The sequence below is a fragment of the Nocardia alni genome (assembly GCF_019038435.1).
In the GTDB taxonomy this organism is placed as follows: Bacteria; Actinomycetota; Actinomycetes; order Mycobacteriales; family Mycobacteriaceae; genus Nocardia; species Nocardia alni.
In genome coordinates this window covers 38,812-64,942 of record NZ_JAGPOX010000012.1, presented here as the reverse complement: position 1 = coordinate 64,942, position 26,131 = coordinate 38,812, and the positions used below count along the sequence as shown (strand labels likewise).

General features: G+C 63.8%; 22 protein-coding genes. 19 read left to right on the top strand and 3 right to left on the bottom strand.

Annotation, left to right across the window (positions count from 1 at the left end; translation table 11 throughout):
• Positions 1-227: 227 nt before the first annotated feature.
• Complete coding sequence (locus JZ791_RS07400; RefSeq protein WP_216893434.1) at positions 228-3,833, top strand: NACHT domain-containing protein; 3,606 nt, start codon at positions 228-230, stop codon at positions 3,831-3,833.
• Between the two features lie 23 nt (positions 3,834-3,856).
• A complete protein-coding gene (locus JZ791_RS07395; RefSeq protein WP_216893433.1) occupies positions 3,857-4,954 on the top strand; it encodes a hypothetical protein in 1,098 nt (365 codons plus the stop codon).
• 85 nt (positions 4,955-5,039) lie between these two features.
• Here the strand turns inward: JZ791_RS07395 and JZ791_RS07390 are convergent, their stop codons facing one another.
• Positions 5,040-6,203: an IS110 family RNA-guided transposase gene (locus JZ791_RS07390; protein WP_216893432.1), complete on the bottom strand. Its 1,164-nt coding sequence runs from the start codon at positions 6,201-6,203 to the stop codon at positions 5,040-5,042.
• Between the two features lie 433 nt (positions 6,204-6,636).
• Here JZ791_RS07390 and JZ791_RS07385 point away from each other — a divergent pair, with 433 nt between their 5' ends.
• On the top strand, positions 6,637-7,584 hold the full coding sequence (locus tag JZ791_RS07385) for an IS481 family transposase (RefSeq protein ID WP_216893461.1): 948 nt from the start codon (positions 6,637-6,639) through the stop codon (positions 7,582-7,584).
• A 121-nt stretch (positions 7,585-7,705) separates the two neighbouring features.
• On the opposite strand, the gene JZ791_RS07380 is transcribed toward JZ791_RS07385, so the two are convergent.
• A complete protein-coding gene (locus JZ791_RS07380; protein ID WP_254205338.1) occupies positions 7,706-8,242 on the bottom strand; it encodes a flavoprotein in 537 nt (178 codons plus the stop codon).
• Between the two features lie 5 nt (positions 8,243-8,247).
• Positions 8,248-9,447: a helix-turn-helix domain-containing protein gene (locus JZ791_RS07375; protein WP_216893430.1), complete on the bottom strand. Its 1,200-nt coding sequence runs from the start codon at positions 9,445-9,447 to the stop codon at positions 8,248-8,250.
• A 227-nt stretch (positions 9,448-9,674) separates the two neighbouring features.
• On the opposite strand from JZ791_RS07375, the gene JZ791_RS07370 reads away from it, so the two are divergent.
• From JZ791_RS07370 to JZ791_RS07295, 16 genes are all read left to right on the top strand, one after another.
• Complete coding sequence (locus tag JZ791_RS07370) at positions 9,675-9,845, top strand: hypothetical protein (protein ID WP_216893429.1); 171 nt, start codon at positions 9,675-9,677, stop codon at positions 9,843-9,845.
• Between the two features lie 433 nt (positions 9,846-10,278).
• Complete coding sequence (locus tag JZ791_RS07365; protein WP_216893428.1) at positions 10,279-10,875, top strand: hypothetical protein; 597 nt, start codon at positions 10,279-10,281, stop codon at positions 10,873-10,875.
• Positions 10,872-11,375 (top strand): DNA-directed RNA polymerase subunit beta, encoded by a 504-nt coding sequence (locus JZ791_RS07360; RefSeq protein WP_254205337.1) that lies wholly within the window; start codon positions 10,872-10,874, stop codon positions 11,373-11,375. Before JZ791_RS07365 ends, JZ791_RS07360 begins: the two co-directional genes overlap by 4 nt.
• Positions 11,369-11,713 carry a hypothetical protein gene (locus tag JZ791_RS07355; protein ID WP_216893427.1) on the top strand — a complete coding sequence of 115 codons (345 nt, stop codon included), beginning with the start codon at positions 11,369-11,371 and terminating at the stop codon, positions 11,711-11,713. Before JZ791_RS07360 ends, JZ791_RS07355 begins: the two co-directional genes overlap by 7 nt.
• Before the next feature lie 320 nt (positions 11,714-12,033).
• The gene (locus tag JZ791_RS07350) at positions 12,034-13,074 is read left to right on the top strand and encodes an NAD-dependent epimerase/dehydratase family protein (protein WP_254205336.1); all 1,041 of its coding nucleotides are present in this window, start codon (positions 12,034-12,036) and stop codon (positions 13,072-13,074) included.
• Positions 13,043-14,008: a thymidylate synthase gene (locus JZ791_RS07345; RefSeq protein WP_216893425.1), complete on the top strand. Its 966-nt coding sequence runs from the start codon at positions 13,043-13,045 to the stop codon at positions 14,006-14,008. The genes JZ791_RS07350 and JZ791_RS07345 overlap by 32 nt, the downstream gene beginning before the upstream one ends.
• Complete coding sequence (locus JZ791_RS07340) at positions 14,005-15,717, top strand: carbamoyltransferase family protein (RefSeq protein ID WP_216893424.1); 1,713 nt, start codon at positions 14,005-14,007, stop codon at positions 15,715-15,717. Before JZ791_RS07345 ends, JZ791_RS07340 begins: the two co-directional genes overlap by 4 nt.
• Positions 15,699-16,748, top strand: coding sequence for a CgeB family protein (locus tag JZ791_RS07335; protein WP_216893423.1), 1,050 nt, complete (start codon positions 15,699-15,701; stop codon positions 16,746-16,748). The genes JZ791_RS07340 and JZ791_RS07335 overlap by 19 nt, the downstream gene beginning before the upstream one ends.
• A gap of 50 nt (positions 16,749-16,798) precedes the next feature.
• Positions 16,799-17,317, top strand: a complete 519-nt coding sequence (locus tag JZ791_RS07330; protein WP_216893422.1) for a P-loop NTPase family protein — start codon at positions 16,799-16,801, stop codon at positions 17,315-17,317.
• 27 nt (positions 17,318-17,344) lie between these two features.
• The gene (locus JZ791_RS07325) at positions 17,345-18,160 is read left to right on the top strand and encodes a class I SAM-dependent methyltransferase (RefSeq protein ID WP_216893421.1); all 816 of its coding nucleotides are present in this window, start codon (positions 17,345-17,347) and stop codon (positions 18,158-18,160) included.
• 2 nt (positions 18,161-18,162) lie between these two features.
• The gene (locus JZ791_RS07320; RefSeq protein WP_216893420.1) at positions 18,163-18,909 is read left to right on the top strand and encodes a phosphotransferase; all 747 of its coding nucleotides are present in this window, start codon (positions 18,163-18,165) and stop codon (positions 18,907-18,909) included.
• Between the two features lie 111 nt (positions 18,910-19,020).
• Complete coding sequence (locus tag JZ791_RS07315; protein WP_216893419.1) at positions 19,021-19,671, top strand: histidine phosphatase family protein; 651 nt, start codon at positions 19,021-19,023, stop codon at positions 19,669-19,671.
• Positions 19,581-20,504 (top strand): phosphotransferase, encoded by a 924-nt coding sequence (locus JZ791_RS07310; protein WP_216893418.1) that lies wholly within the window; start codon positions 19,581-19,583, stop codon positions 20,502-20,504. Before JZ791_RS07315 ends, JZ791_RS07310 begins: the two co-directional genes overlap by 91 nt.
• Entirely contained in the window at positions 20,501-21,793 is a 1,293-nt protein-coding gene (locus JZ791_RS07305; protein ID WP_216893417.1) for a UDP-glucose dehydrogenase family protein, read from the top strand. The genes JZ791_RS07310 and JZ791_RS07305 overlap by 4 nt, the downstream gene beginning before the upstream one ends.
• A gap of 631 nt (positions 21,794-22,424) precedes the next feature.
• Positions 22,425-23,003 (top strand): RNA polymerase sigma factor, encoded by a 579-nt coding sequence (locus tag JZ791_RS07300; RefSeq protein WP_216893416.1) that lies wholly within the window; start codon positions 22,425-22,427, stop codon positions 23,001-23,003.
• Complete coding sequence (locus JZ791_RS07295) at positions 23,000-26,044, top strand: ATP-binding protein (protein ID WP_216893415.1); 3,045 nt, start codon at positions 23,000-23,002, stop codon at positions 26,042-26,044. Before JZ791_RS07300 ends, JZ791_RS07295 begins: the two co-directional genes overlap by 4 nt.
• The last annotated feature ends 87 nt before the right edge of the window (positions 26,045-26,131 follow it).

Here is a 26,131-nt window from a genome sequence, read left to right as displayed (position 1 = left end):
CGATCTCCCTAATCATCCGGTACTGTCCAATATCGCCCCGTACTCCGAGACCGCCATCTCTGTCGTCGTCCGACGGTGCAGTGTGGGTGGCGAGGGGTCGGTCCGCGGCGTCGTTAAGATCGTCACATGCCCCTTCGAGGTGACCCGTCCACTCCGGTCGTGCGATGAGCGCGAGAGCCTCAAGCGGCGGAGCTGCGGGTGCGTCTGGCGTCCGATTCCAGGATCGCGTGTTTGCGTGGGCCGCCGCGCCGATGGTGGCCGAAGAGTCGACGCTGATTCCGCTGGTGGCTGGCACGGTGGTGGGTGTCGGCGCGCAGACCGGGTTAGCTGTGGACGATGTCGCGGTCGTGACCGATGCCGGCGACTATGCACTGTTTCAGGCAAAAGTGGGATTGAAGCTGGGCACCACCGAGGACGGTCCGCTTGCCAAGGCACTTGCCCAAGCGGTCACCCAATATCTTGCAGATGCTGTGCCGCAGCGCGCGGGAGGCTCCCGCCCGATCGACTCTCATCGTGACAAACTCGTGCTTTGTACCGATACCTCTGCGCCTGCCACCGTACGCGAGGATTTGGCCAGTGTGATCTCGCGCATCGGATCCGCAACGCCAGGAACACCATTCGACCATAACCTGACCGGACCGGAGGAGAAAGCGCTCAACGTGGTGCTTGCGCACGTTCGCCGGCTGTGGACAACAGGTGGACGTGGGGTGCCGGATGAAGAGGACCTGCGGGGTTTTTTTCGCGCTCTGCACATCCTCGTGCTCGATATCGAGCCCGGCAGAAGAGATCATCAAGCAGCCGTGACGGCACTGGCACGAGGACTACCCAACGCGGCAGATGCTGCGCTGGCCTACGACGTTCTTGTCGGCGAGGGCCTTGCCGCGGCAACCGCGCAAGAGTGGCGGCACCGGCCCGAGGTTGGTCTCGCCCTATCGCGAGCAGCAATAGCACTGTCGCCTCCTGTGAGATTCGCGGCGGACATCGCCACACTCCGGCAGCAATCCGCGACAAACCTGAAGTTGTTGCAGGCCGACGCCCAGCTCCCGGTGCCCGGCGGCCTATACATCTCCCGGGCAGCCGCTACCGACCTCATCGCCGACGCCGGTCATGAGAACCTACTGATCGTGGGCGATGCGGGTGCCGGCAAGTCTTCGGTCGCTCAGCAGTTTGCGGCCGACCGCGAGAAAGTCGGGGAATTGGTGGTCCTGCGTGCCACCGATATAGCCGGGATGAACCCGCTCCCTCTTTCCGCGCCGTTGGAGCACATACTCGATGCCTGGGTCGGGCTGCCCGGCGTGGTCCTGATCGACGGTGTCGATGCGCTGCGCGGCTCCACAAACCGGGACTTCCTCAGTAAGACGATCGATGCGCTGAAGGGATCCCGCTGGCAGATCATCGCCACAGTACGAACGTTCGACGCCCGCAACAACCGCCAACTGCAACGAACGTTTCGGGGTACGCCGATATCGTCACGTCTCGAGGCACGCGACGACCGACTCGCGGCTGTGCGCCATTTACTGGTCGGCGACCTCACGGAGACCGAACTCGACGAGGCGATCCGTCCCCCGATGGCTCTGGCAACGCTGCTCGCCGAAGCGAACCCGGAACTTCGTCGCCTGCTGCGCAATCCGTTTAATCTCCGGCTCGCCGCCGAACTGGCCGACGGGCTCCCACAAACTCAACACGCGCAATTGGTCTCGGTCCACAGCCGTATCGGACTGCTCGAAGAATTTTGGTCTTGGCGAATTCGTGACGAGGACACGACCGCCCGCGAAACGCTACTGGCGCGTCTGTGCCGGGCCATGACGGACCAGCGCGGCCTTGAAGTGGCGCAGGAAGAACCTCATGTCCTTTCCACCGAGTCCCCAGTACTTGACGACTTGCTCAGCAGAGGCGTGCTACGCAACGAGGGCGGGATTCTGCCCGGTATCCGGCCGGTGCTGTCGTTCACCCACAACATTCTGTTCGACTACGCCACGGCCATCTACGTGCTCTTGTCTCCAACCGACCAGGACGGGCTTGTTCACACGCTGGACACGGATCCGACGCTCCCGCTCATTGCAAGGCCGAGTTTCGAGATCCTGGTAGACCTGCTCTGGAATCGCCGCGACGCCGGAATCTTCTGGCCGGTGTGCCGGGCTGTGGCGGCCTCCCCTCACCTTCTCGCGTCGCTGGCCTTCGCGTCACGGATCGTGAACCTGGTTCGTCGACCCGACGATTTACTCCCGCTCGCACCTACCCGCGGTGACACAGACGTCTCGACCGCCATGACACCGACACAGCGTTTGGTCAGTCAACTGATCGGCGCGTTCCGCTCCGCCGCAGTATTACCCGACGAGTCCGCGGCCATTGTTCCGCTGGCGAGCCTTGCCCGCCGATTGGCCGAAAACTCCCCCTCATCCGATATCGACGGGTTCTTGGCCATAGCTCTTGTCGACGTTTTGCAGGGCCGCGCTCCCGCCGTTGCATTGGGTCCGTCCCTTGATGACAGATGCCGGGCTGTGGCTGTCCTTCTCGATCGATGCCGGACCGAGCCCGAACGGATGGAATCTCTCGCCGGCGCGACTGCACGGCAGCTCCAGCACCTCGTCGCGATAAGCGAGGAGGTGCGCAGAGCCGTCGCGCGGCTTCTCGATGACAGCGAGGCGCTGGCTCAGTGGGGTGGAACCGTCGTCACCTGGCTTGCCGAATGCGTCGCACCCACAGCGTCCCAGGACCCGGCGCTGACGCGTCGCATGGCGTCAATCGTGATGACGCTGAAGGAGACCCGCGACGAGCAAGTGCCACTCGGCGGCGGGGGAATCCTGTCCTTGAACGAATCCCGTCGCCAACAAGCAGATCACGGCGCCTTCATGCTGGCCGAAAAATTCGGAGATGTCTGCGCCGCCGACCTACCCCTGGCAGCGGAGATTTTCTGCGACTTCACCGACAACGAAGACGGCTCACAGGAACAGACGACGTGGCCCATCACCGTCGCGGGCGCCTCTGGGTTCCTGGTGCATGGGCTCGATCTATCTTTGACCCGTCTCGACTCCGGCACAACAGCTGCCGCAGCCCTCTCGAACGCACTGGCCCAAAGCCAGCCGCAGCAGACAGAGCCCGCCATCAGGGTGCTGGTCGGACGACTTCACAACAGCTCTGCCTGGGCTGCCGTGCTCACGTCCCATGGAGATCCCACAGCGCTGGGTCGCACGGTACTACCAGCGCTGGAGACCGGATCACTGCTGACGCACCCAGACACACATCCGGCCGCAGCCCGCCTACTTGCAGCACTTGTGAACGACGACAGCATTCCCCCTGACAGCCTGGAGGCAGCCGTGGCCGAAGCGGTCGCGCTCGCCGAACGCAACGGCATACACCATCAGGTAGGTGATGTCCTGATCGGGATCCTGACACCCGACAGGATCATCGACCCTGTTTTGGGAGCCAGACGCTCAGCTCTCGGCGATGCCCCACCCGACATCCCGCAACCGGTCACAATCGTCGGGCGAACCACACCCTGGACGATCATCGACTCCGTGCTGGACTCCGGCGCCACGTTGGCCCCCACCGTCGAGACCGCCGCACGCACCTTACACACGGAGTTGAACCTCGCCCGCCCCGACGGAAACCCATCGACGGTCACCCGCCCCGAGATGACCGAAGCATTTCTGCGGACCGATCAAGCCTTCGTGGAAGCAGAATCAGTACCCGACCAACTCCAACAGCTACTCATCGACGCAGCAACGGTGCTCGCCCGCGCCGACGAGATCACACCCGGAACTCCGGTCGGGGACCGGGTTGTCGCGATCCTCGTTACGGCGACCGCAAGCCCGAATGCAGGATCGTTCTGATGGCAGTCGTCTGGGGGCCCGGGATGCGGGACATGGCCGTCGGGGGTCTCATTCACTTGCTGAACCGGCCGGCATGGAGAGAGTCCGACCACGGACCCGACATACACCGGATCGTCAACAACGCGCTGCACGACGACAGCGAGGTCGTCCGGATGGTCGCCGCTCGAGCCGCGCGTCTCGTACTCGCCGATTCGACTCCACCACAGCGGGTCAGAGCATTGGGCGGCCTCCTCCTCGCCGAAACCAACACAACGGTCCAGACCGTTCTGATTTGCCGTCTTGCGGAGGAACTCGGTTCGGCACCTACCGAAGTCGACGCCGTTCTCGAACGTTTCGCATCCAGAGACGACCGGCCCGACGCCACCAGCGAACTCGGCCGAGCATACGTGAGCACCCTCAGCTTTCTCGCGGTCGACCAGCAAACCCCATTCGCGACCCGAACCATCGAAACATGGATGCGGACTGCACCCACCTTCGCCGACGAGGCCCAATTCGTGGCCCAATGCACCCGCGAATACTTGACACCGGGCGAGGAATCCACCCAAAGCCGAGTGTTCAAGCTGCTGACACAGGCCGCCGACAGCGCCGCGGAACGCTGGGGCCGCCACCCCGAACAGCTTCTGGCCACTGCCGAGCTTTCCGAGGACGAGCGCTCCGAACTCCAGGGTGCGGCGAAGATCGCGGACACGGTAGCCCAACAACTCTTCTTCGCCAGCGGAGCGTTCCAACACCAGCACAAGCAAGGCCCTCCGGCAGGGCCCAATCTGACGAATTTCGCCGACCTCGCCTTTCCGATCCTTGCGAGGTGCGCGGTCACATGGATTCCGCATTCGGTCCACTATGTCGTCGAAACCATGAAATTCCTGGCCCCGCTCGACGAAAAAAGAGCCCTGATCGCCATCAGCGATGCCATAAACGGCAATGGAGCGTACGCCCAGGACCGTATCGCCAGCGACGCGGTAGTCCCACACCTGACACACCTCCTCACCCATCACCGCCCATTGGCGCTGCACGATCATGACGGAGCAGCAGCCTTCCAACACCTACTCGCCACGTTCGCCGCAGCGGGAAACGAGGACGCGCTCGTCCTCGCCTACACCTTCGCAGACGTCTTTCGGTGAAACCTGCAATAAGCATTTCCGGATGCTGTCGACGGTCAATCTGGCGATAGTTATTCATAGTGAGCGATAATGGCTCCCCTTTATGTCAAGTGGCGGTTGGGAGTTCGCCGTTAGACTGGGTGGCGGTAGGTCCGGGTTGTGGCTTGTCCGAAGGATCGGTGTGCGGGGTAGGGCCGGTCGCGCTGGAGTCAGTAGTCGCCCCCGAGTGCCCTCCCGGGCTTGCCGCGTCTCGTCGCCGCTGGTCTGTGAGCATCCGCTGGTAGACGACGTTGGACAGGCGTCGTTTGAGGGCCCGCATCGCCTCCATCGAGGTTTTCCCGGCAGCCTTCTTTCTGTCGTAATAGACCCGGCCTGCGGTCGGGTGACGCAGCTGGACTACTGCCATGGTGTGCAGGACGTGGTTGATCTTGCGGTTGCCGGCCCGGGACAGTCGGTGTCGCTTCTGATCTCCCGATGACGCGTCCAGGGGCGCGGCGGGGTTCCAGGACGCGAACCGGTCCCGGGAGGTGAAACGGTAGACGCTGTCGGTGTCAGCGAGAAGCCGTGCCGCACCACAGGGCCCGATGCCGTTGAGGTCCATCAGGGTCGATCCGCGCGCGAGGACCAGTTGTTTGAGTTCTTTGTCCGCCGCTTTGGTTTTCCGGTCGACGACCTCGAGGTCGTCGATCAGTTCGCTCACCAGCCGCAAACGGACCCGGGCCGCGGCATCGCCGGGTTCGATGATCTCGGCCAGGGCGCGGGCCTGCATGGCGGAGAGAAACCGTTTGGCGCCTCCGGGCACCAACTCCAGCAGCAGGCGGTGGATCCGGTTCAACAGCTCGGTGTGGGCCCGGCCGAGTTCGTCACGACGATCGACCAGCAGGCCCAACGCGAGCAGCTCCGGATCCGCCTGCACCCGCCGCAGATTCGGCGACCGCAACGCCGCCAACGCGACCGAATGCGCGTCGACTGGATCGGTTTTGCGGCCGTTGCCGGTGGCGAACACCCGCACCTGCGCCGAGAGTTTCGCGGGCACATCGATGACGGTTTCCCCGTCGGTGACCAGCCGGTGCGCCAGGTGCCGGCCGACACCGTTGCAGCCCTCGATCGCCCACACCCGCTCGGGGAATCGTTGTGCGGCGGTGAGCATGTCACCGTATCCGGCGGTGTCGGTGCCGTAACGACCGGTCGCGAGGATGCTCGCGTCACGGTCGATGAATTCGATGGTGGCCGAGCGTTTGTGCGGGTCCATTCCGATGATGACCGGCATCGGTATCCTTCCAGATCGACGGATAGGTATCCGTGCAGGAAGGCACCGCTACTTCGAGCCAGGGCAAACCCCTTTCCAGCCACGCCCGTACGGTAACCCGATGGGACGCAAGCCATTAGCGAGCCACACCGATCACACTGGCGGGCAGCCGCATAGGGAGCCTCCCACCGGGTACCTGGGACTGATCCTGGCCGGGATCAAGCCCTACCACCAGTCTTAAGTAGCCGCATATCGCTCATTCTTTAGACGCCCACCGAATCCCGGTGGGGTTGCCACTGCGGCCAGTCGACTCCCGCCACGTGGCTGCTGATGGGAAGTTGCAGCTGGCCGCCGACAATCGTCCTGGTTACGGGTGCTGACCTATAAAACTGACGGAGATGCTTGACACTCGGATCCCTTGAACAGTAGGGAGATTCGGGTGAGTGAGCTTGTCATGGACCGCGAGGTGCGTCGGTGCCTGGCGGTCCTTCGTCATGTCGAGGAAGTCACCGGCAACGTCGCGATGACCTGTCGGTACTTCGGAATCAGCCGCCCCACGTACTACACGTGGCTGCACCGGTATGAGAACGAGGGCGTCGATGGGCTGCGTGAGCGATCGCGGCGCCCGCGGACCAGCCCGACCGCGACCCGCGCCGACGTCGTCGAGAAGATCATCCATCTCCGGCAGCACTACCACTTCGGGCCGGACAAGATCCGCATGTACCTCGCGCGCTACCACGACATCCAGATCAGCAAATCCGGGGTATGGCGCATCCTGAAGCGCCTCGACATGGGTCGGCTCCCGGCCTCCCAGCGTTACAAGCGGCACGACCGCCGCTGGAAACGGTACGAGAAGCAACGCCCTGGCCATCACGTGCAGGTCGACGTCAAGTTCGTCGAACCCCTGCCAGGCAAGGCCGGTACCCCGACGGTGAAACCGGTTGGCCGGCGCGGGAAGTTCTACCAGTACACCGCGATCGACGACTGCACCCGGCTGCGGATCCTGAAGATCTACCCGCGCAACAACCAGAAGACCGCGATCCAGTTCCTGGACTACGTCGTGTCGCAGCTGCCGTTCGCGGTCGAGACGATCCAAACCGACAACGGGGCGGAGTTCCAGTCCGGGTTCCACTGGCACGTGCTGGACAAGGGCATGAACCACGTCTACATCAAGCCGCGAACGCCCCGCTTGAACGGCAAGGTGGAGCGCTCGCACCGGATAGATGCCGAGGAGTTCTACCGGCTGCTCGAGGGCGTCGTGATCGACGACGTGAACGTCTTCAACGCGAAACTCAAAGAGTGGCAGGACTATTACAACTACCACCGGCCCCACGGCGGCCTGGACGGCCAGACCCCGTATGAGAGACTTCAGCAGAAGACACAATCCGGGATCCGGGCGTAGTCGATCTCCGTCAGCCGCACAGGTCAGTGCTTGGTCTGCCCCGAAGGATATCGATAAGTTCCGCCGGCTCGGGCTGGGGTGTCGCCCAGCCACCAATACCCCGGCTCCTACCGACGATGGCTCATTTCGTATTCGTTGGAGCTGGTTCCAACCGATCCAGCGCCAACTCCCATGGAAAATCTGCGCCGCTGCCACCACCGAGACCATGTGGTCCTTCCTCACCGAGGAGAATCTGCACGCCGGCGCCGCGAAGGATCTCCACACTGCGTGAAAACGCTGGATGCTTGGCTTGTGCCTCGTTCAGAAATGGCAACGCTACCAGCGGCAGGCCCTTGCCGATTGCCTCAGTGATCAGCCCGAGTGGCAACGTGTCGCTGATGCCGGCGGCCCACTTGTTGATCGTGTTGGAGGTAGCCGGTGCTACCAGCATGGCGTCTGCCGGTGGCAGTACGTCGGGCCGCCCGGGCAGCTTGTAGTTGGTTCGGATCGGGTTTCCGGTGAGTTCAGTCAGTGTGTTGGTTGAGTCGGCCAGCCAGCGGTCCGCGGTCGCTGTCAGGATCAGGCATGTATCCCAGCCTCGGTCGATCGCGCTGGTGATCAAGGTCTGGATCTTCAGGACCGGCGGAGCGGCGCATCCGATGACATACAGAACTGGCATACCGCTCATCGAACCACGCCGGATCGCTGGGCCAATCCTTGAAGGGCCCAAGACCCGCTGCCTTTCGCTTGGTGCAGCATGTCACCGATCAGTTGTCGCGTCGCAGGTCGGCAGTGAACTTCTTGCGGCGCATGGCGTTCGGCGTCCAGCAGGTAATCCAGGGCATGGTCATCTTGGTGGAGACCGTGGTGGGCCACAGCGGTGTCGATGAAGTGATGCGTTCTACGTTCACGGGACAGCGCGGCCAACGCATCAGGAGTGATACGGGCGGCGGCGTCGATGGCAGCGCTGTACTCACCGAACTGACCCAGCACCGACGCTTCGTGCAGCAGACAGTTCGTTATACCGAAGCAGGTATGGAAGTCGTTCCGATTGTCGCCGGTACGTCCGGCCGCTTCTTTGGCTTCGGCAATCAAATCCCTCGTGGTGCTGATATTTTCAGTTGCCGCAACGGCAACGGCGGCCTTCAGGAACATGCTGCCGTAAACCGACCATCCCGGTGGTCCGAGGGCTTGCAGCTCGGCGGCGAATGTCTCGGCGGTGCTGATCGACAGCTCCGCACCCGCTTGTGCTTGTCCCTGACCGAACATCGCGTAGGTGAACATCTGAGCTGCCAGCCCGATCGAGGCCGCGTCGCCGCTCCGATGAGCGGTGGTCAGGGCGCGATCGGCAGCGTGCCAGGCCAGTGTCGCATCCGAGAATTTCATCAGCACCAGCGCCGTCACATGGTAAATGCTCGACAATGTGGCAAGCGCCGCTTGGTCGTTGGATTGGGCTGCTCGTTGACCCTCGAGGATCAGATCCGGGAGGACCCGGCCCAGAGTTGAGTAGTGCGCCGCTTGATACGCCTCGAAGCAGTAGTCGGCACGGCGGGCGAGCGAGTGTAGATCAATCGGCTCAGCGGTGGCGTGGACGCCGGTGATGACGTCCGGCCGCAAAAGAGTATCGCGAATCAGTGCGATTTCGGTGGCGTCGACGCATTCCCGACGGGGCATCTCCGCACCAAGGAGTACCTCGAGTGGGATCGACAGCGCCGATGCAACCCGCTCCAGCACGCTGATACGCGGATCTGCCTGTCTGTCACCGGATTCGAGCTTCTGAACCCACGATTTCGAGCCAGCGAGCCGAACGGCCAAGTCGCTCTGTGTTAGACCGCGCCGATCGCGCCAATACGCGATCCGCCGGGGGATGCCGTCGATGTCCATAACGATTCAATCCTCCCGGGCCGGATCACGCCAACAGGCACACAGTTCGTGTGCCCTGGTAGCCATCGGTTCTTCATAGCGTTGACGACATGGATCCCTTGCCGCTCACAGCCAAACGGTTCGATACCAGGGTATATCCGGCCCGGGTATCGGAGACGGTCGAACGTGTCCGAAGTGGGCCAGGGCAGACCAGAGGTCCCGGCAGCGGTACCGGTCGAGGATCTGCGTTGCTGATGCTGGACACCTCGATACGCGAGGAATGCGCGGCGGAGCCGACTGGCTTCGCCAACTCTCATGAGGCATACGCGGACTTACAGCACCACGACGGGCACGGGCCGGAGTGCAGGCGCTACCTGGCCGCCCACGCCTACGTCTCAGCTCAGTTGAACGACGACTGAGCGCGGGGCGGCGGCGGACGGAAGGGCACGTATGGAACTGCACGTGATCGTCGAGTTCCCTGTCCTGGACCGCCCGCTGCACTTCCGTGCCGAGGAATCCGCTGAGCCTTTCTCACCGATATGGCGCGATGGAATGACCGGGCCGCGGTCCGGTTGGACCGGGCGATCACAGCAGGGATGCGTTTGCTGCCGAATCACCGACTGTTCGAGAAATAAGTAAGAGGAATCCATGACCTCCAGCCACAGACCCTCGCCACTACCTCGGCACACACTCGGGACTACCGCGATTCCGGCGGCGGCCGGGCCGATCGAGCGGGAAACGGACCGGTATCACATTGGTCATGTGCTGGCTGGTCTCATGGCCCTTACGCCCGATTCTCCGGGCGATCAAACCCATTGTCCTGGTTACCGATTGGAACAGGAGCAAGAACCCATGTCCGACGAGGAAGTGACTCGACTGCTCATTCCGGCCGAGTCGGAGCAGCCCGATGTGGACGCATGGAATATCGCGACTTTGCCCCGGCCGCGCGGCGCCACCGAGGCGGAATGGCGATTGTTCGCGGCGTACGGGCCGATGCGGCTGGATGAGGCGCACGAATTCCTGTCCAAGCTCGGGTGCACGGCCGTCAGCGTCGAAGATCGGTCCGAATTCCCAATTCTCGAGAGTCTGAATCTTCCCCCGGCCGAAGTCATGATGAGGGCCGACGACGACAGCCCGCTGCCGCGGGCCACTGCGCTGGTCACGCAACTGAACAGGGAGTACGGATCCGAGTACACGAGGCTGCTTTCCCTCGCGGTCCAGGACGCCTCGCACGGTTACCAACACAGCTACATGGCGGGTCTGAATGCGGCAATCGATGTGCTGACCAGGGGAGTTGGTGACCGGCCGAGATGCAGGGCATTGGCCATCAACCACGTCGGGCTCTTCCTCACCGAGATCCGCGCTGACCTCCGCACCGCCTCGCATGGCGGTGCGGTGCCGGACATGCCGCCTCCGACGTATAGGCGTTCTGAGGAGGAGCGACCATGACCGCGGCAGCCGAGCTCACGACGGTTCTGCCGATGCTGCCCGCCGACACACTCGCGTCTCGCTGCCGGTTCTATCGGCGAACCTGTCGGCTCGATGCCCGGATACGCCCGGAGTTGCGGGCCATTGTCGCCGTCGCTGGCGACACGATCGGCGCGATCACGATGCCCGCGGAACTCGCCGCACGGGTCCGGCTGCATATGCAGCGGCAGGGCATTCGCTTGGGGCCGATCATCTCGCATCCTCGGTCTTCGCGCTGGACGTTCCTCTGTAAGCCGGACATCCCGGACGACATCACAACGTTCGCGCGCCTGTTCCGGGCTCAGATCGCGGTGGCGCGGCCTGGCACGGAGATCGCGCTGCCGTCCCCCGGGCGCCGCAGCGGCGGGTTCCGGTGCTGGTCGCAAGCACCTGCGGACGACTATCGCCCTTCCGGCGCGGTTGTTCTGGCCGCGGTCGATGCGTGCGGCGGCGGACTGAGCAGGAGGGCTTTTCGATGCTGATGCATCCGGGCCACACCATGATCGGCAGACCGACTGCGGACGCGATGCTGTGGCTGGACCGTCATGATGTCGCGCGCTCTGTGGGAGCGTTCTCGAGCGAGGTGGCCCAGAAGTGGGCATTGCAGCCGTGGGCCATCGACGCCGCGAGCGAGACCTCTGCCCGGCTGGCGGGCAATCTGCTGCGCTGGAACGACACCCGTCCTGATGATCGCCGTGCCCTGGTAGGACAGCTGGCACTGCGCTGGACATCGTGGCGGATGTTGATCGTGGAGGTCTGGGACAACGGCAACCCACGCTGCTCGCCGGCATGGCCGGAACGGGACGCCTGGGCGACGTAACGATATTTCGCGATGGCCCGCCTGCGGGTGCGCTGATGCCCAAGGGACGGTGTGTCATCTACCCCAAGCATGGAGGGATGAGCAACAACTCCAGACGGACCGCCCAGCGGCGCGTGGTCCACGAGGTCAAGGATCGTTCGTCCCGTCGTCGGATATGAACCTCGAAATCTGTTTGCTCCCAAGAGAAAGAAAGAGTCCATGAGAGCCGAAAGACGTGCTCGCATCTGCTCGTATGGCGGGGCCGTCGTTGTCGAGTTACAACCCGCTGTAGTTGAGCGCCACGCTGTCAGCGTCACGCAGGAAGTCGGAGAGACGCTGCGATGGTGACGATTTCGGGCTCACCACCATCCTCACGCGTAGTTGTGACCGGCGCTGCGGGGTTCATCGGTTCCCACCTTGTCGATGCCCTGCTGGTGCACGGCTACGAGGTCGTGGCTGTCGATCGACGGGGATCAGAAAGCATTGTCGCCGTTGCGAATTTGGGCGGCGCAATGGGGTACGAGCGGCTGCGGATGCACTGCGGCGATCTCGCCGAGATGGACATTTCCTCGATGCTGACCGGAGCTGATGTGGTATTCCACCTTGCTGCCGTGCCCGGCGTACGTGACTCGTGGGGCGCACGGTTCGACGAGTACGTCCGCACCAATATCAGTGCTACCCAGCGGATTGTGCTCGCCTGTGAGCAGGCCGGAGTACGTAGGTTGGTGCTGGCGTCCTCCTCGAGTGTGTACGGCGAGGCCAGCAGCCCGAGTGCAGAATTCGACCACGCCGCTCCCTGCTCGCCGTACGGGGTCAGCAAGTTGGCTGGTGAGCAGCTTGCGCTGGCACACGCCCGGCGCCGGGATACGCGGCTGAGTGTGGTTGCGCTGCGGTACTTCACGGTGTTCGGGCCGCGCCAGCGGGCTGGAATGGGCATCAACCAAGCATTGGTAAGCGCATTGTTCGATGTCGCGGTACCGCTGTTTGGGGACGGCACCCAGCGCCGGGAGTTCACCTATATCGACGATGTGGTCGCCGGGACTCTCGCGGCCGCGTGGATCCATGCCCAGGCCGAGGTCATCAATATCGGTGGCGGCGCCAGTACATCGATGCGTGAAGTGCTCGATACCGCCGAGTCCGTCACGGGCCGCTCGACGACGGTGTACCCGATGCCGGAGCAGGCAGGTGATGTGACCACCACCTGCGCCGACTTGCAGCGCGCCCGGCAGCTGCTGGGTTATCAGCCCGCGGTTGGTCTCGAAGAGGGGATGAGACGGCAGGCCCGATGGCTGCAAGACCTGCCGCCGGATGTGCGGATATCTCTGCTGCCAAGCGAATCAAGGAGATTCGATGATTACCGTCGCTGCCGATTCGGCAAATGAACTGTTCGCCGGCGCATGCCAGCAACTACTCCAGTGCGGGGTTGCCGTGAGCCCTCGCGGTATGCCTACCCGGGAAGTGCTTGGGGCGCACCTGCATTTGCGTGACCCGCGTCGCCGGCTGGTGGATCTGCCGCCTGGCCGGTTGCTGAATCCGGCCTTCGCGGTCGCGGAGACCTTGTGGATTCTGTCGGGCTCGGATGATCCGTGGATCTTTCGCTACAACCGGAATCTGACCCGGTACACCGATGATGGTCGCCTGCAGGGGGCGTACGGACCGCGGATGCGGCGCTGGCACGGGCGCATCGACCAGCTCGATCGGGTCCGTGACTTGTTGTCTCGGGACCGGGATTCGCGTCAGGCGGTGATACAGCTGTTCGACCCTGAGCAAGACACCCGCGGGCACCGGGATGTGCCGTGCACGCTGAATTATCGGTTCTTCGTCCGAGACGATCGACTGCATATGCACACTACGATGCGCAGTCAGGATCTGTGGCTCGGATTCGGCTACGACATTTTCGCGGCGACCATTCTGCAGGAGCTGCTGGCGGGCTGGCTCGATGTCGAACTAGGCGAGTACCACCACGTCGTGGATTCGCTGCACCTCTACGACAAACATCTCGCCGGTGCGGGTGAAATTCCTTGCACACCAGAGGCTTCGGAGTTGATGTCGCCGATCTCGGTGGACTGGGCTCAATTCGACACGGTGCTGGCGGCTACTGTCGCGGGACGGGATCCGGCCATCGAGTGCCCAATATGGACGACGTTCGCTGCGGTGATGGCGAGCTATTCGCAGTGGAGCGCCGGCGAACGCAGCCGCGCACGCGAGCAGGCGACGCAGGTGCCAAGCGAGCTGGGGCGTGCACTCGAACGCTGGCTGGACCATCTCGCTACCCAGGTCGAGCCGACCGGAGACACGGTAGGAGCGATCGGATGAACGCGGTAACAGGGCCTGTCCTTGGCTTGTGTTCGGACACTCACGATTCCGCGGCTGCGCTGCTGCTGGACGGCACGCTGGCCGGGTTCGTTGAAGAGGAACGTCTCGCAGGGGTGAAACACACCGGCGCCTACCCTGCTCGCGGCGTGGATTGGCTTCTGCACGAACATAATCTGTCTCCGAACGATATCGACTCGGTGGCCTACAACTTTCAATTTCGCTCGTATCTTGCTGCGTTGAAACAACTTCCGCGCCACCTCTGTCACACCGAAACCTTGGCTCGGGCGCTGCCGCGGGCGGGTAGTTTCGTGCGGGTCGCGGCACGTACCCGGTCGCGGGTTCGGCGGATCGCCGGACGGTTTCCGAACGCGGCGGTGCAGCCGGTCTTGCATCATCGCGCTCACGGGCTGTATGCGTTCGCCTCGTCCGATTACGATGACGCAGCGGTGCTCATCGTCGACAGCCTGGGCGAGTCCCAGTCCACCACGATCGGTCACGCCGTCCGCGAACCGGCCCGGTACCGGATCCTGGACTCCATTGCCGATCCGGCGTCGCTGGGATTGGTGTACGGCGCAGTGACCGATCATCTCGGCTGGCGGCGAGGTGATGAGGAGGGCACGGTCATGGCCTTGGCCGCGCTCGGAGATCCCGGGCGGTTCGCCCAGCTGTTCGAGCGCGCCGTGCCGCTCACCGACGAGGGCTTCGCGGTAGATCCGGCGATATTCCCGTTGCGGGTGCTTTCGAGTCGCTACACCCGCCTCAGCGAAGCGTTCATGCGCGCCACCTGCCCACCACGGGACAAGGATGCCGCTGTAGAGCAGGTGCACCGCGACCTCGCCGCCGCCCTGCAGCAGCGCACCGAGCAGGTCATGATTCATCTCGCTGTGCGAGCTCGCGCACTGAGCGGGTCACGGCTGCTGTGTGTCGGCGGTGGTGTCGCAGCAAACTGCGTCGCGGTCGCGAAGATCGCCGAAACCGGTCTGTTCGACGAGGTCCATGTACCCCCGGCACCCGGTGACTCCGGGACCGCCATCGGCGCCGCCCTGGATGTCTTCCTCGCCGAGACCGGCGCGTTTCCGGCTGACGTGATGAACCGTTGCTATCTGGGACCGTTCTATCCGGATCTGCCGTTGCCGCCCCGCCCGGGTGAGGGGACGACCGCGATCAGGCCGGACCAGCCGGCCCGATTCCTGGCCCGCCAGCTCGCCGAAGGCCGCATCGTGGGACTGTTCCAGGGGCGGGTGGAGGCTGGTCCGCGGGCCCTGGGTAACCGTTCGATCCTTGCCTCCCCGCTGCGTCCCGATGTCGTCGACCGGCTGAACTCGGCGGTGAAGTTCCGGGAGCCGTTTCGTCCCTTCGCTCCGGTTGTACTGGCCTCGTCGGCGGCGGAGTATTTCACGCTCGGTCAGCCGGCACCGTTCATGTCGTTTGCATCCGGCGTCACCGCGCTGGCACGCACCGCGATCGGAGCGGTCGTCCACGCCAACGACACTGCCCGAGTGCAGACCGTCACCGCGGACCAGAATCCTTTCCTGGCTGCGGTATTGAGCGAGTTCGCCAGGTTGACCGGGGTGCCTGTGCTGATCAACACCTCGCTGAATGTCAAGGGCAAACCGATCTGCGGGACGCCGGACATGGCTTTGGATTGCCTGATCGAGTCAGGTCTGGATGCGTTGATGATGGAAGGCTGGTGGGTAACGAAATGCTGATCGGCTACAGCTTCTGGGGCTTCCTGGGGCCCGGTGTTCTGGACACCCCTGACGGTGGCCGCTCCCACCGTCGCACGCTGATCGACGGGCTGCGCGCTCGTGGCCACGACGTGGTCTTCCTGCAAGCCGACCGCGATCTCCTCGAGGCCGGACACAACCTGACCAGTACCTACCGATGGGACGACGGGTTCCCCGAGATCGACGCCCTGTTCCTGGAATGGCGCTGGCCGATCCCCGCCCGCAACACCACCCCGTGCGGCGCAGAAGGCCACACCTGCGATCTGCACCGCCAGCAGGACCTGCTCGACCACTACACCCTTCACGGAGTCCGCACGATTATCTGGGACAAGGATCTTCGCCAGGCTCCGCACGATCCGGTACGAACACTGGGCCACGTCGTGACCTGTGAGGCGGCGCTGCACCCTAGCAGCGAGGCGATCTCGCTGCTATTCCCCATCGACGACATGGCACTGGATACCGCCGACCCTGCCAGCTTGGCTGGGCAGACCCGGGATCTTGATTTGGCCTACGTGGGAAACCAATACGACCGCGACGATATGTTCGATCACTTCTTCGCCCCGGCCGCCGCCCAGCACCGCCACTTGGTCGCGGGCAAGTGGACACGCACCATGCGGTGGCCACGAGTGCGATTCGCCGGTCGAATGCCGTTCACCGAGGTTCCGCACATCTATGGCCGAGCCGTGACCACCATGCTGCTGCTGCCACAGAGGTACGCGATCGCCGGCCAGATGACCCAACGCATCATCGAGGCCGTCACGGCCGGGTGCCTGCCCCTCACACCCGCACCCATTCACGCTGCGGAGGTATTTGCCCCGGCCCAGCTGCACATCACAGACGGAGCACATGCCTCACGCCTGATCACGGGGCTGTGTGCCATGGTCGGTACGGATCGGCACATCGAATTGCTTGCCGACTGTCTGCACAGACTGGAGATCTTTCGGCTGTCCAGACAGCTCGACATCCTGGACACATTGCTCGCGCCGCGACACACCGCCGGACTGGTGTCATGACCGCGACGCCTCCACCGCCGCCCGGGGCGCGGCCAGTAGCCTCTCGGGCCATGGACAGGATCGCCATCCTCGGTTGCGGCGGCTCGGGCAAGACCGTCGTAGCAAATCAACTGGCCGCGCTGCTCGACCTTCCCCTGACCCATCTCGATGCGGTGTACTACGACCAACAGTGGAATCCGTTGCCGCAGGACGAATTCGCCGCGCTGCAACGCCAGCTCGTCGCCCCACAGCGGTGGCTGCTGGAAGGCAACTACGCGGGCACCCTGCCGATCCGGCTGGAGGCCGCCGACACGGTGATTTTCCTGGATCTCCCGGGGATCACTTGCTTGGCCGGGATCCTGCAACGACGTCTGCGCTACCAGGGCGGCCAGCACACCAACGGCGTCTACGACCGCATCACCTGGAATTTCGTGAAATACATCTGGGGATACCGCAAGTCCATGCGTCCCAAGGTCCAGCAGTTGATCGCCGAGCACGGTGCCCATGTGCAGCTGATCACGCTGTCCAGCCGCCGCCAGACCAACCGATTCCTCAAAACCCTGCACGCGGAGCACTCCACGCACCGCTGACACTCGCGCCTGGGAGGCGACCCGTCCATGCCCGCGACTCCCTTCACAGACCCCCACCTGATCGCCAACCTCTACAACTCGCCCGCACGCCTCGTCAGGCGAACCCGGAGCCTGCACGCCGCCAAAACCCGCGGCGCCGACGCTGCGGCCACCATCACCGAACTCGCAGCACAACACACGTCCCACCTGCAGACGGTCTGCGATATCGGCTGCGGACGCGGCAGCACCACACTGCGCTTGGCTACAGGTCTGCGACCAACCAAGCTGCTGGCTCTGGACCAGTCACCCGCGCTTCTAGATGTCGCTGTCGAGCGGTGCCGCGCCGCCGGACACGCGGTGACGCCGATCTGCGCCGACTTCCATACGCTGCCGATGCCATCGGGATCTATCGATCTGGCCGTCGCGGCGTTCTGCCTCTATCACTCCACACGCCCAGAGGCGGCCGTGGCAGAGATCGCCCGTTGCCTAGCACCGGCAGGACGCGCGGTGCTGGTGACCAAATCGGCCGACAGCTACGCCGAACTCGACGAGCTGGTCGCGGCGGCCGACCTGGATCCCGACGCAACCACACGTCCCAGCCTGTATCAAACCTTCCACGCCGCAAACGCACCTACCATCGTCGCCACCAGCATGACGGTAATCGAGGTCGTCGAACAGCGTCACGAGTTCCGATTCGATGACCTTGAAGCCGTCTCGACCTATCTCGCGACATCCCCCAAATATTCAGTCGCCGAACACCTTCGAAGCTACAACCGGATCACCGACGAACTGCGGCGCCGCCTGCCGAACACCCCTGTGCTCACTACCTCGACTGTTAGTTACATTGTCGCGGAGGCGAACTAGAAATGCGAAACACACAGGACTGCAAATATTCACACGGCACGTGTCGGCAAACTTGCTGCGGTAAAACAGTATTCAGGAAAATCTACGCTGACCCCGAACGTGCCGCTGCTGCTGCCGCTCACTACCGCTGGATCTCGGCACTCGGCGCGGTGCAGGTTCCCGCGCTTCTGGCGGCAACGGAATCGGAGCTAACGTTCGAGGATCTCGGCAGCCATCATCCAGGGCCGGACGACCTGGTTACCATCGCTTCGGCCATGGGGGACCTGCACGCCGCTGCCTGGGACAGGCATCTGTACCGAGCCCGACTCGACCGTCCGTTCCGATGCGGCGAGCTGACGATCAGCGATTTCATCTCACCACGTCGAAACCTGCTGGCACGATTTCCTGCTGCGGCGACGTCCGGGCCGGTGGCGTTCTACAAGGACTGCAACATCCGCAACTTCATGACCGACAGCGGTCTGGCCGTGATCGATTTCGACGATCTCACCCTCGCGCCATTCGGATACGACTTGGGCAAATTGATCGTCAGCAGTGCCATGACCCACGGCCGCCCCGACCCCGTCGTCGTGTCGGACGTCCTGGACGCCTACAACGACCGGCTCCCGGCCGGCGCGACATGTTCAGTTCAGCGTCTACGTCTCTATACCTATATCCACCACGAGCTGACATCGCGGTACTTGCACCAGCACGGCTACCGCTACCTCTGGCCGGACGTATCACCTTGGCCCGCTTTCACTTACACGAAGTGAGCTCGGCACAGATCTGCACACGATCCGGCTGATCTATCCGAATTCATTCTCGCTCTGCCCTGTTCAGGACCGATCGTGCTCGCGAGCACGATGGTCGCCTCAAGGAGTGACATGCCTGCTACCGAACTGCTGCTTGCTCGACATGGTGAAGCCGTGTGCAACGTCGAGGGGATCGTCGGAGGGAAACGCGGCTGCACTGGCCTGACCGACCGAGGACGGCGCCAAGTCGTTCAGCTGGCCGAGCGCCTGCTCGCCGAGCACGCCATCCGCCCATTCGACGTCATCTACAGCACACCCCGGCGACGCTGCCAGGAAACCGCCGAGATCGTCACCACCGTCCTGGGCATGCTGGTGCACGTCGACCCCGAGCTGCGCGGCGCCGACCACGGCGACGCCGACGCACGGCCGTGGCGGGAAATCAAAGACGCGTTCGGCGGTCTCCCGCAACACGATCCGCACCGCCCCTACGCCCCGGGCGCCGAATCCTGGTTGCAATACCTGCATCGCAGCACCGCCACACTTGCGCGCATCATCGCCAACCATCCCGGGCAGCGGATTCTCATCCTGGCCCACGGTGAAACCATCGAGGCCGCACACACTCTGCTTCTCGGCTTACCACCGGAGACGTGCATCCGTACCCGGTTCGCCACCGATCACGCCAGCCTCACCCGATGGCAGCAGCAGACCAATCGACTCAGCCAGACCGTGTGGATCCTGTCCGCGCACAACGATATCCAGCACCTCACCGAGGACCACCGGTGACCGAACTTGGCGCCGCCGGACTGCTCGAGCTGTGCCGACGTCACCTCGATCCCGGCAGCCAACCCCTGGTCGAACACGCCAGCAACACCAACACCACGGTCCTGCGCGTCGCGACGCCTTCGTATGGCCCGGTCATCATCAAAGCCCACCGCAGTTTGGAACGCTATGCCAACGAACTTCACGCCTACCTGCACTGGACCTCCGCGATCCCGGATGAGGTACCCCGGCTACTCGCGCATATCGACGAGCCACCGACGCTGATCGTCACTGCCGTGCCCGGATCAGTGCTGACCGAGCTGGACCTACCAGTCGAACATGAGCGCGCGGCGTACGAGCAGGCCGGCGCGCTGCTCGCCGCCTGGCACACTGCTCAACCGCCCACCCACACCGTCGATATGACGAGCTGGTTGGCCGACCGCGGCCACGCCTGGCTCGAACTGGCCACCGACGTGCTCTCAACCGGGGACCGCAACACAATCCGTGCACACCTGCGCGACCTTGCCACCATCAGAGATGTCCCCGTCGTGCCGTGTCACCTTGACTTCACACCCCGCAATCTCATTCTCGCGCCCGACGCAACAGTGCGGCTCATCGACTTCGAGCACGCGCGAATGGACCTCGCCGCCCGCGATCTCGTGCGCCTGACCGACCGCTATTGGCGCCACCGCTCGGACCTCGAAACCGCGTTCCTAATCGCGTACGGCCCGTTGACCGATCTCGACCGCCAGATCATCGAACACTGCACCTACCTCGACCGGCTCACCAAGGCAGTGCGCGCAACCGGATGTCATCCGCCGCTTGAGCCGAACCAAGAACCTGGAGAACACCATTGAGCATCGCCGGCCACATCGCTGTACTCGGCGCCGGCTACGTCGGCCTCACCACCGGTGCCTGCCTGTCCTCGCTCGGCCACACCGTGACATGCATCGATCACGATCGTGCCCTGGTCGATTCGCTGCGTACCGGTCACACCTCACTCGCCGAGCCGGACCTCCCCGGCCTCCTTCGACATAGTCTGGCAGCAGAAACGCTGCGCTTCGACACCGACATCGGCTCTGCTTTGACCTGTGCGAATACCGTCATCGTGTGCCTGCCGACCCCGTCTCAGCCCGACGGGGCGGCCGACCTCACGACGATCGACGATGCGGTTGACCGCATCAAGCACCACACTCGCCCTGGCACGGTGGTCATCATCAAATCGACTGTCCCCGTGGGAACATGCGCACGCATCGCCAAGGAAATCGAGTGTGGAGATATCGCAGTCGTCTCCAACCCAGAATTTCTGCGCGAGGGCCACACCGTCTACGACTTTCTCCACCCCGCTCGAATCGTCATCGGCAGCCACGACCCGGCAGCGGCCAAATCCGTCGCGAACCTATACGAAGCACTACGGACCGAGGTCATCTTCACCGACCCCGCCTCCGCCGAGCTCGCCAAGTACGCCGCCAACGCGTTTCTGGCCACCAAACTGTCGTTCGTCAACGACATCGCCACCCTCTGTGACACGCTGGCCGCCGATATCACCGACATCACGCACATCCTCGGCGCCGACCCGCGCATCGGGAGTGACTATCTGCGACCAGGCCCTGGCTGGGGAGGCCCATGCCTACCGAAAGACACCACCGCACTGGCCCATCAAGCCCGGACAGTGGGTATCGCTCTGCCAGTCGTCGACGCTGCTATCGAGGCCAACATCGCTCGGCAGCAGCACATTATCTCTAGAGTTCTTTCCGAACTCGGTGAACAAAACCCCCTACGCATCGGGATCCTCGGTCTTACGTTCAAAGTTGGTACCAACGACCACCGTCACTCACCGGCGATCGACATCGCCCAGGCGCTGGCTCGCCATGGTGCCCGCATCACAGCCTGTGACCCAACAGTCGAAACCAGTGCCGACAGAATCAACAGCACCCCTGATCCATACGACGTCGCGCACGGGGCACACGCGCTGCTTCTGCTCACCGACTGGGATGAATACCGACGACTCGACTGGCGTCGAATCGCGACCGCAATGACCGGACGCATCGTGTTCGACACCCGGAACTTCTTGGATCCGAACGAACTACGCGATGCCGGCCTCCATCACATCGCGCTAGGCTCTAGCAGAGTCGGGCCCGCATGATTCCGCCGCAGGCCACTCGCCCGGAATGCGCCAATCCAGACGAAAATCGCAGCGAGTCTCCGGGATCCGCCGGTCACATCAACGGCACCGCCAGGCGCAACGCCGCGGCCCCCGACAGCTGTTGCAGTACTCCAGTCGCCAACCAATCTCACCACGAACCGCGCTCGAACGCAGTCGTATACGGGCCGTTGACAACAGCGAGGCAACATCTGTGGATTCGGCAGGTGGTGCGGAAGCGACATCCCTCGGAACGATCGTGAACTGCATCTGTTGATGCCGCCTTTCTTGCGGCTGAACTGGGCTTCTCAAGGTTTCTGTTATGCGTGCGAGAACCAGGTGTGACAGCAGTACAGGTGGTGGAGTTCGTGCAGTCCCGTGCGGCTGGCCCGGGGACGTGGGCTGCTGCTGTGGTGCTTTTGCTCCCGGGATTCATGTATCTGGTTTTGATGCGGGTGCGTGATTGCCAACAGCACTTCATAACTCGCATGATCCTGCGAGAATCTAAGCCCGGCACGGTCGTTCGGATCATAGACACGAGGCGAGGGGGTTCGGTGTCCAGCTACACCGTCGAGATCGCCCCGGAACCGGCCACATCGGTGTGCGCTCGATCCCGGCGAGCGAGGTCGTCTCGGTGACCAACGGGGACCGCCTGCTGACGGCGCACATCGAAGCCTTGTACAGACAATACGCGCCGGCGGTCTACCGTCTGGCGTTCCTGGGCCTGCGCGGCGACGCCAATGAAGCGAACGATGTTGTCCAGCAAGTATTTGTGGCGGTCTGCGAACAGTACGACACGCACTTTCGGAACCACTCCGCCGATCGGCAGGGCCGACTGATCACTACCATGACCAAGCGTCGCGTGATCGACTGTTACCGGCGCGCCCATCGATCCCGCGAGATCCTCTGCGGCGAACTCGCCGAGCTCGATCGGCCGACCAGCGTGCTGTCCGAGTTCCCTCACGCTGTCGAACGATCCGATCGGATCACCGAAGACCCTCAGCTCAAACAGCTTTGGGACGTGCTGACCCGCGATCTCACTGGAACCGAGTACCGGGTGGCGTTCATGACCTGGGAGCTGGATATGACCCCGGCCGATATAGCCAAGACGCTGAACACGACCTCCAACGCGGTGTGTACCCACAGGTCGCACGCCAAGAGGAAGATAAGAGAAGCACACGATATAGGGCATAAAGGAGGTGCCGACGCATGACGTCCGACAACAACGGACCCGACGAGCGGCGGCTCTTCCGGGAGCTCGACGGATATCTGGCCGACAGTCAGCACCTCGGCTACGGCTTCGATGTTGAGGCTGGTTTGGATCGCCTGAAGTCTGCCCTGAATGATCGCGCGACGGAGGCTGGCACAGCAGAGGGCACGGTGGAACCCGAGAAGACCATTGCGGATTCGGCAGCTGCTGCTACCTCGCAAACAGAGGGGCGGAGTCGGTGGGGTCGGCAGGTGATCAAAGGCTCGAATCGGGAGGTTACCCGTGAGGATCTCGCGGCGATGACGACCCCGACCGAATTCGGCGCGGCGCTACGGAAAATGCGGGATGCGGCCGGACTGTCCATTCGTCGGCTGGAGCAAAAGGCGTCCGCCCAGAGCAACGGTGCGGCCCGGCGATTCGTCGATCTGTCGAAAAATCTCATCGAGGATATGGAAAAGGGCAGGCGCCTCGAGGGCAGCCGGATCGCCGGGGAGAGCGACAACCGGTTGGAGGTGTACCTGTGGTGTTGCGATGTGGTGCGGGAGGATATGCCGGCCTGGCTGGAAACCCGCCGCCGGGTGCTGCTGGAATCGCCCGTCGCGCCGGAACCCGCACCCGAGACCGAGGCGCCGCTGCGGCCCGCGGTCACGACCGCACTGCGGCGGGATATCCGCACCTTCCTCGGTCGGGACGTCGAACTACGGCGCATTCTGGCCGCGGCCGATGCCGGGGCGTCGATCTACACCATCGACGGCATGCCCGGGGTCGGTAAAACCGCGCTGGCGACCCACGCCGCGCACCTGCTGTCCGACCGCTTTCTCGACGGCCGGTATTTCGTCGAGCTGCACGCGCACACTCCGGGCCGCGCGGTCGCCGACTCGACGGATGTGCTCGCGGGCCTGCTGATCGGCCTCGGCGTCGATATCCATTACCTTCCGGATACCTTGGAGGGCCGCCGCGATCTGTGGCGCGATCGGCTCAGCGGCAAACGGGTGCTGCTGGTGCTGGACGATGCCCGCGACGCCGAGCAGATCGAGCCACTGCTGCCCGGCACCGCAGAGTGCTTGGTGCTGGTCACCAGTCGTCGTCGGCTGATCATCCCCGACTGTGCGCTGGTAATGGCGTTGGACATCCTAGAACCAGAGCCGGCCGCCGAGCTGTTCACCACCTTGGCGCATCGCGTCGCGGTCGACGCCGAGGATCGGGAGGCCGTGGCGCGGATCGTGCAGATGTGCGGCTATCTGCCGTTGGCGATCACGCTGCTGGCCGGACGTCTGGCGCGTCATCCACGCTGGAGGAAGATCGCGGAACTGGTCGATGGATTCGGGGCCGCGACCAACCGGCTCGGCGAGCTCGACGCCGGGACCCGGGTTGTGCGCGCGGCAAGCGATCTCTTGTATCGGGACCTGCCGCCAGCGCATCAGCTGCTGTTCCGCAAGCTGGGTCTGTACCCAGGATCTGACATCGACGCCCACGCCGCAGCCGCGCTGACCGGTCTCGACGTCGCGACCGCGCGCTGGGATCTGGAATCCCTGTACACCGACCACCTGCTGGATGAGCCCGCCGTAGGGCGCTATCGCCTACACGATCTGCTGCGCGAGTACGCCCGGACGCTGGCCGATGCCGAGCTGGGCTCCGAACAGGCCGAGGCTCAGCTGTTGGACTACTACGAGCACACTGCGGCTGCGGCGGACCGGTGGCTGGCCCGCTGCACACGTCCGGACAGCGAAATCTCCACTGGTTCACGGACATTCGACAACGAGATCCAGGCGCTGGAATGGATGCGCCTCGAGCGCGACAACCTGCTGGCCTGCCTGGACCATGCGGCGAACCGTCAGCCGGCGCGGATCGTCGCGCTGACCGGTGTGCTGGCGGGGCTGCTGGATCGCGACGGGCCGTGGACGCTGGCGTTCCGGCTGCACCAACGCGCCATCGTCGCGGCTCGTGGTCTCGATGACCGGTTCGGCCAGGCCGGTGCGCTCAATGATCTGGGTGCTGTGCATTGGCGGGCGGGGGATTACGAGGGGGCCATGGATCGGCTCGGCTCGGCCCTCACGCTGTATCTCGACCTCGGTGATCGGCTCGGTGAGGCGAACGTGCTGAACAGTCTGGGCAATGTGCACGAGGGCACCGGGGATTATGCTGGCGCCGCGGAACTGCACCGACGGGCGCTGGCGCGGTATCGCGAACTCGACGATCCGCTGGGTGAGGCCAATGCCCTCAACAGTCTCGGCAATGTGCACGAGGAAACCGGGGATTACACCGAGGCCGCCGAACTGCACCGGCGGGCATTCGAGCTGTATCAGATGCAGGGAAATCAGCTGGGGCAAGCGAACGCGCTGAATAATTTGGGCATCGTGCGGACCAGGACCGGTATGTCTGTCCAGGCGATGGATCTGCTGCAACAGGCCCTGGTTCTGTATCGCGAACTGGGCAATCTGCTAGGTGAGGCGAACGCTCTGAACAATTTGGGTATCGTGCGGACGCGGACGAGTTCGCACGGGGAGGCGGTGGACCTGCACGGGCAGGCGCTGGCGTTGTATCGCCAGCTCGGCAACCGGGCGGGTGAGGCCAATGCGTTGAACAATCTGGGCATTGTTCGCACGCGAACCGGTCTGTACGGGGAGGCGGTGGATCTGCATCGTCAGGCGTTGGTGTTGTTCCGGCAGTTGGGTAATCGGGTGGGCGAGGCCAGTGCGTTGAACAATCTGGGCATTGTCCGCACACGGACCGGCCGGTACCCTGAGGCGATCGACCTGCACCGGCAGGCGCTGGCCCTGTTCGATCTGCTCGGCAATCGGCCGGCCGCGACCGAGGTCCTGATCGATATCGGGACATTGTTGCTGGAAACCGGCCAGGCACGTACCGCGCTCGGCACATTCACCGAGGCGCTCGAACTCGCCCACGACATCGGACTAGAAACCGAACAGGCCCGTGCACTGGAATGGATCACCAGATGCCGGGCCGCCATGGGCGAAACGGACAGCATCGAGGAGTTCCGCGTCTATGAGTTGAAAGAGGCCATTGCCATATTTACGCGCTGAATTCGTCGTCGCTCGGGCGGTCATCGGTACTTGCGATTTGGCCCCCACCCCGACGGTCCAGCACTGTCGCCACCACTTCGAGGGATC

Excerpts from the sequence above, each read along its gene's own strand:
- JZ791_RS07390 (WP_216893432.1), bottom strand. The coding sequence starts at position 6,203 with ATGCCGGTCATCATCGGAATGGACCCGCACAAACGCTCGGCCACCATC.
- JZ791_RS07345 (WP_216893425.1), top strand. The coding sequence starts at position 13,043 with ATGATTACCGTCGCTGCCGATTCGGCAAATGAACTGTTCGCCGGCGCA.
- JZ791_RS07350 (WP_254205336.1), top strand. The coding sequence starts at position 12,034 with ATGGTGACGATTTCGGGCTCACCACCATCCTCACGCGTAGTTGTGACC.
- JZ791_RS07310 (WP_216893418.1), top strand. The coding sequence starts at position 19,581 with ATGGCAGCAGCAGACCAATCGACTCAGCCAGACCGTGTGGATCCTGTC.
- JZ791_RS07375 (WP_216893430.1), bottom strand. The coding sequence starts at position 9,447 with ATGGACATCGACGGCATCCCCCGGCGGATCGCGTATTGGCGCGATCGG.
- JZ791_RS07385 (WP_216893461.1), top strand. The coding sequence starts at position 6,637 with ATGGACCGCGAGGTGCGTCGGTGCCTGGCGGTCCTTCGTCATGTCGAG.
- JZ791_RS07325 (WP_216893421.1), top strand. The coding sequence starts at position 17,345 with ATGCCCGCGACTCCCTTCACAGACCCCCACCTGATCGCCAACCTCTAC.
- JZ791_RS07395 (WP_216893433.1), top strand. The coding sequence starts at position 3,857 with ATGCGGGACATGGCCGTCGGGGGTCTCATTCACTTGCTGAACCGGCCG.
- JZ791_RS07295 (WP_216893415.1), top strand. The coding sequence starts at position 23,000 with ATGACGTCCGACAACAACGGACCCGACGAGCGGCGGCTCTTCCGGGAG.
- JZ791_RS07330 (WP_216893422.1), top strand. The coding sequence starts at position 16,799 with ATGGACAGGATCGCCATCCTCGGTTGCGGCGGCTCGGGCAAGACCGTC.
- JZ791_RS07360 (WP_254205337.1), top strand. The coding sequence starts at position 10,872 with ATGACCGCGGCAGCCGAGCTCACGACGGTTCTGCCGATGCTGCCCGCC.
- JZ791_RS07320 (WP_216893420.1), top strand. The coding sequence starts at position 18,163 with ATGCGAAACACACAGGACTGCAAATATTCACACGGCACGTGTCGGCAA.
- JZ791_RS07340 (WP_216893424.1), top strand. The coding sequence starts at position 14,005 with ATGAACGCGGTAACAGGGCCTGTCCTTGGCTTGTGTTCGGACACTCAC.
- JZ791_RS07365 (WP_216893428.1), top strand. The coding sequence starts at position 10,279 with ATGTCCGACGAGGAAGTGACTCGACTGCTCATTCCGGCCGAGTCGGAG.
- JZ791_RS07315 (WP_216893419.1), top strand. The coding sequence starts at position 19,021 with ATGCCTGCTACCGAACTGCTGCTTGCTCGACATGGTGAAGCCGTGTGC.
- JZ791_RS07380 (WP_254205338.1), bottom strand. The coding sequence starts at position 8,242 with ATGCCAGTTCTGTATGTCATCGGATGCGCCGCTCCGCCGGTCCTGAAG.
- JZ791_RS07355 (WP_216893427.1), top strand. The coding sequence starts at position 11,369 with ATGCTGATGCATCCGGGCCACACCATGATCGGCAGACCGACTGCGGAC.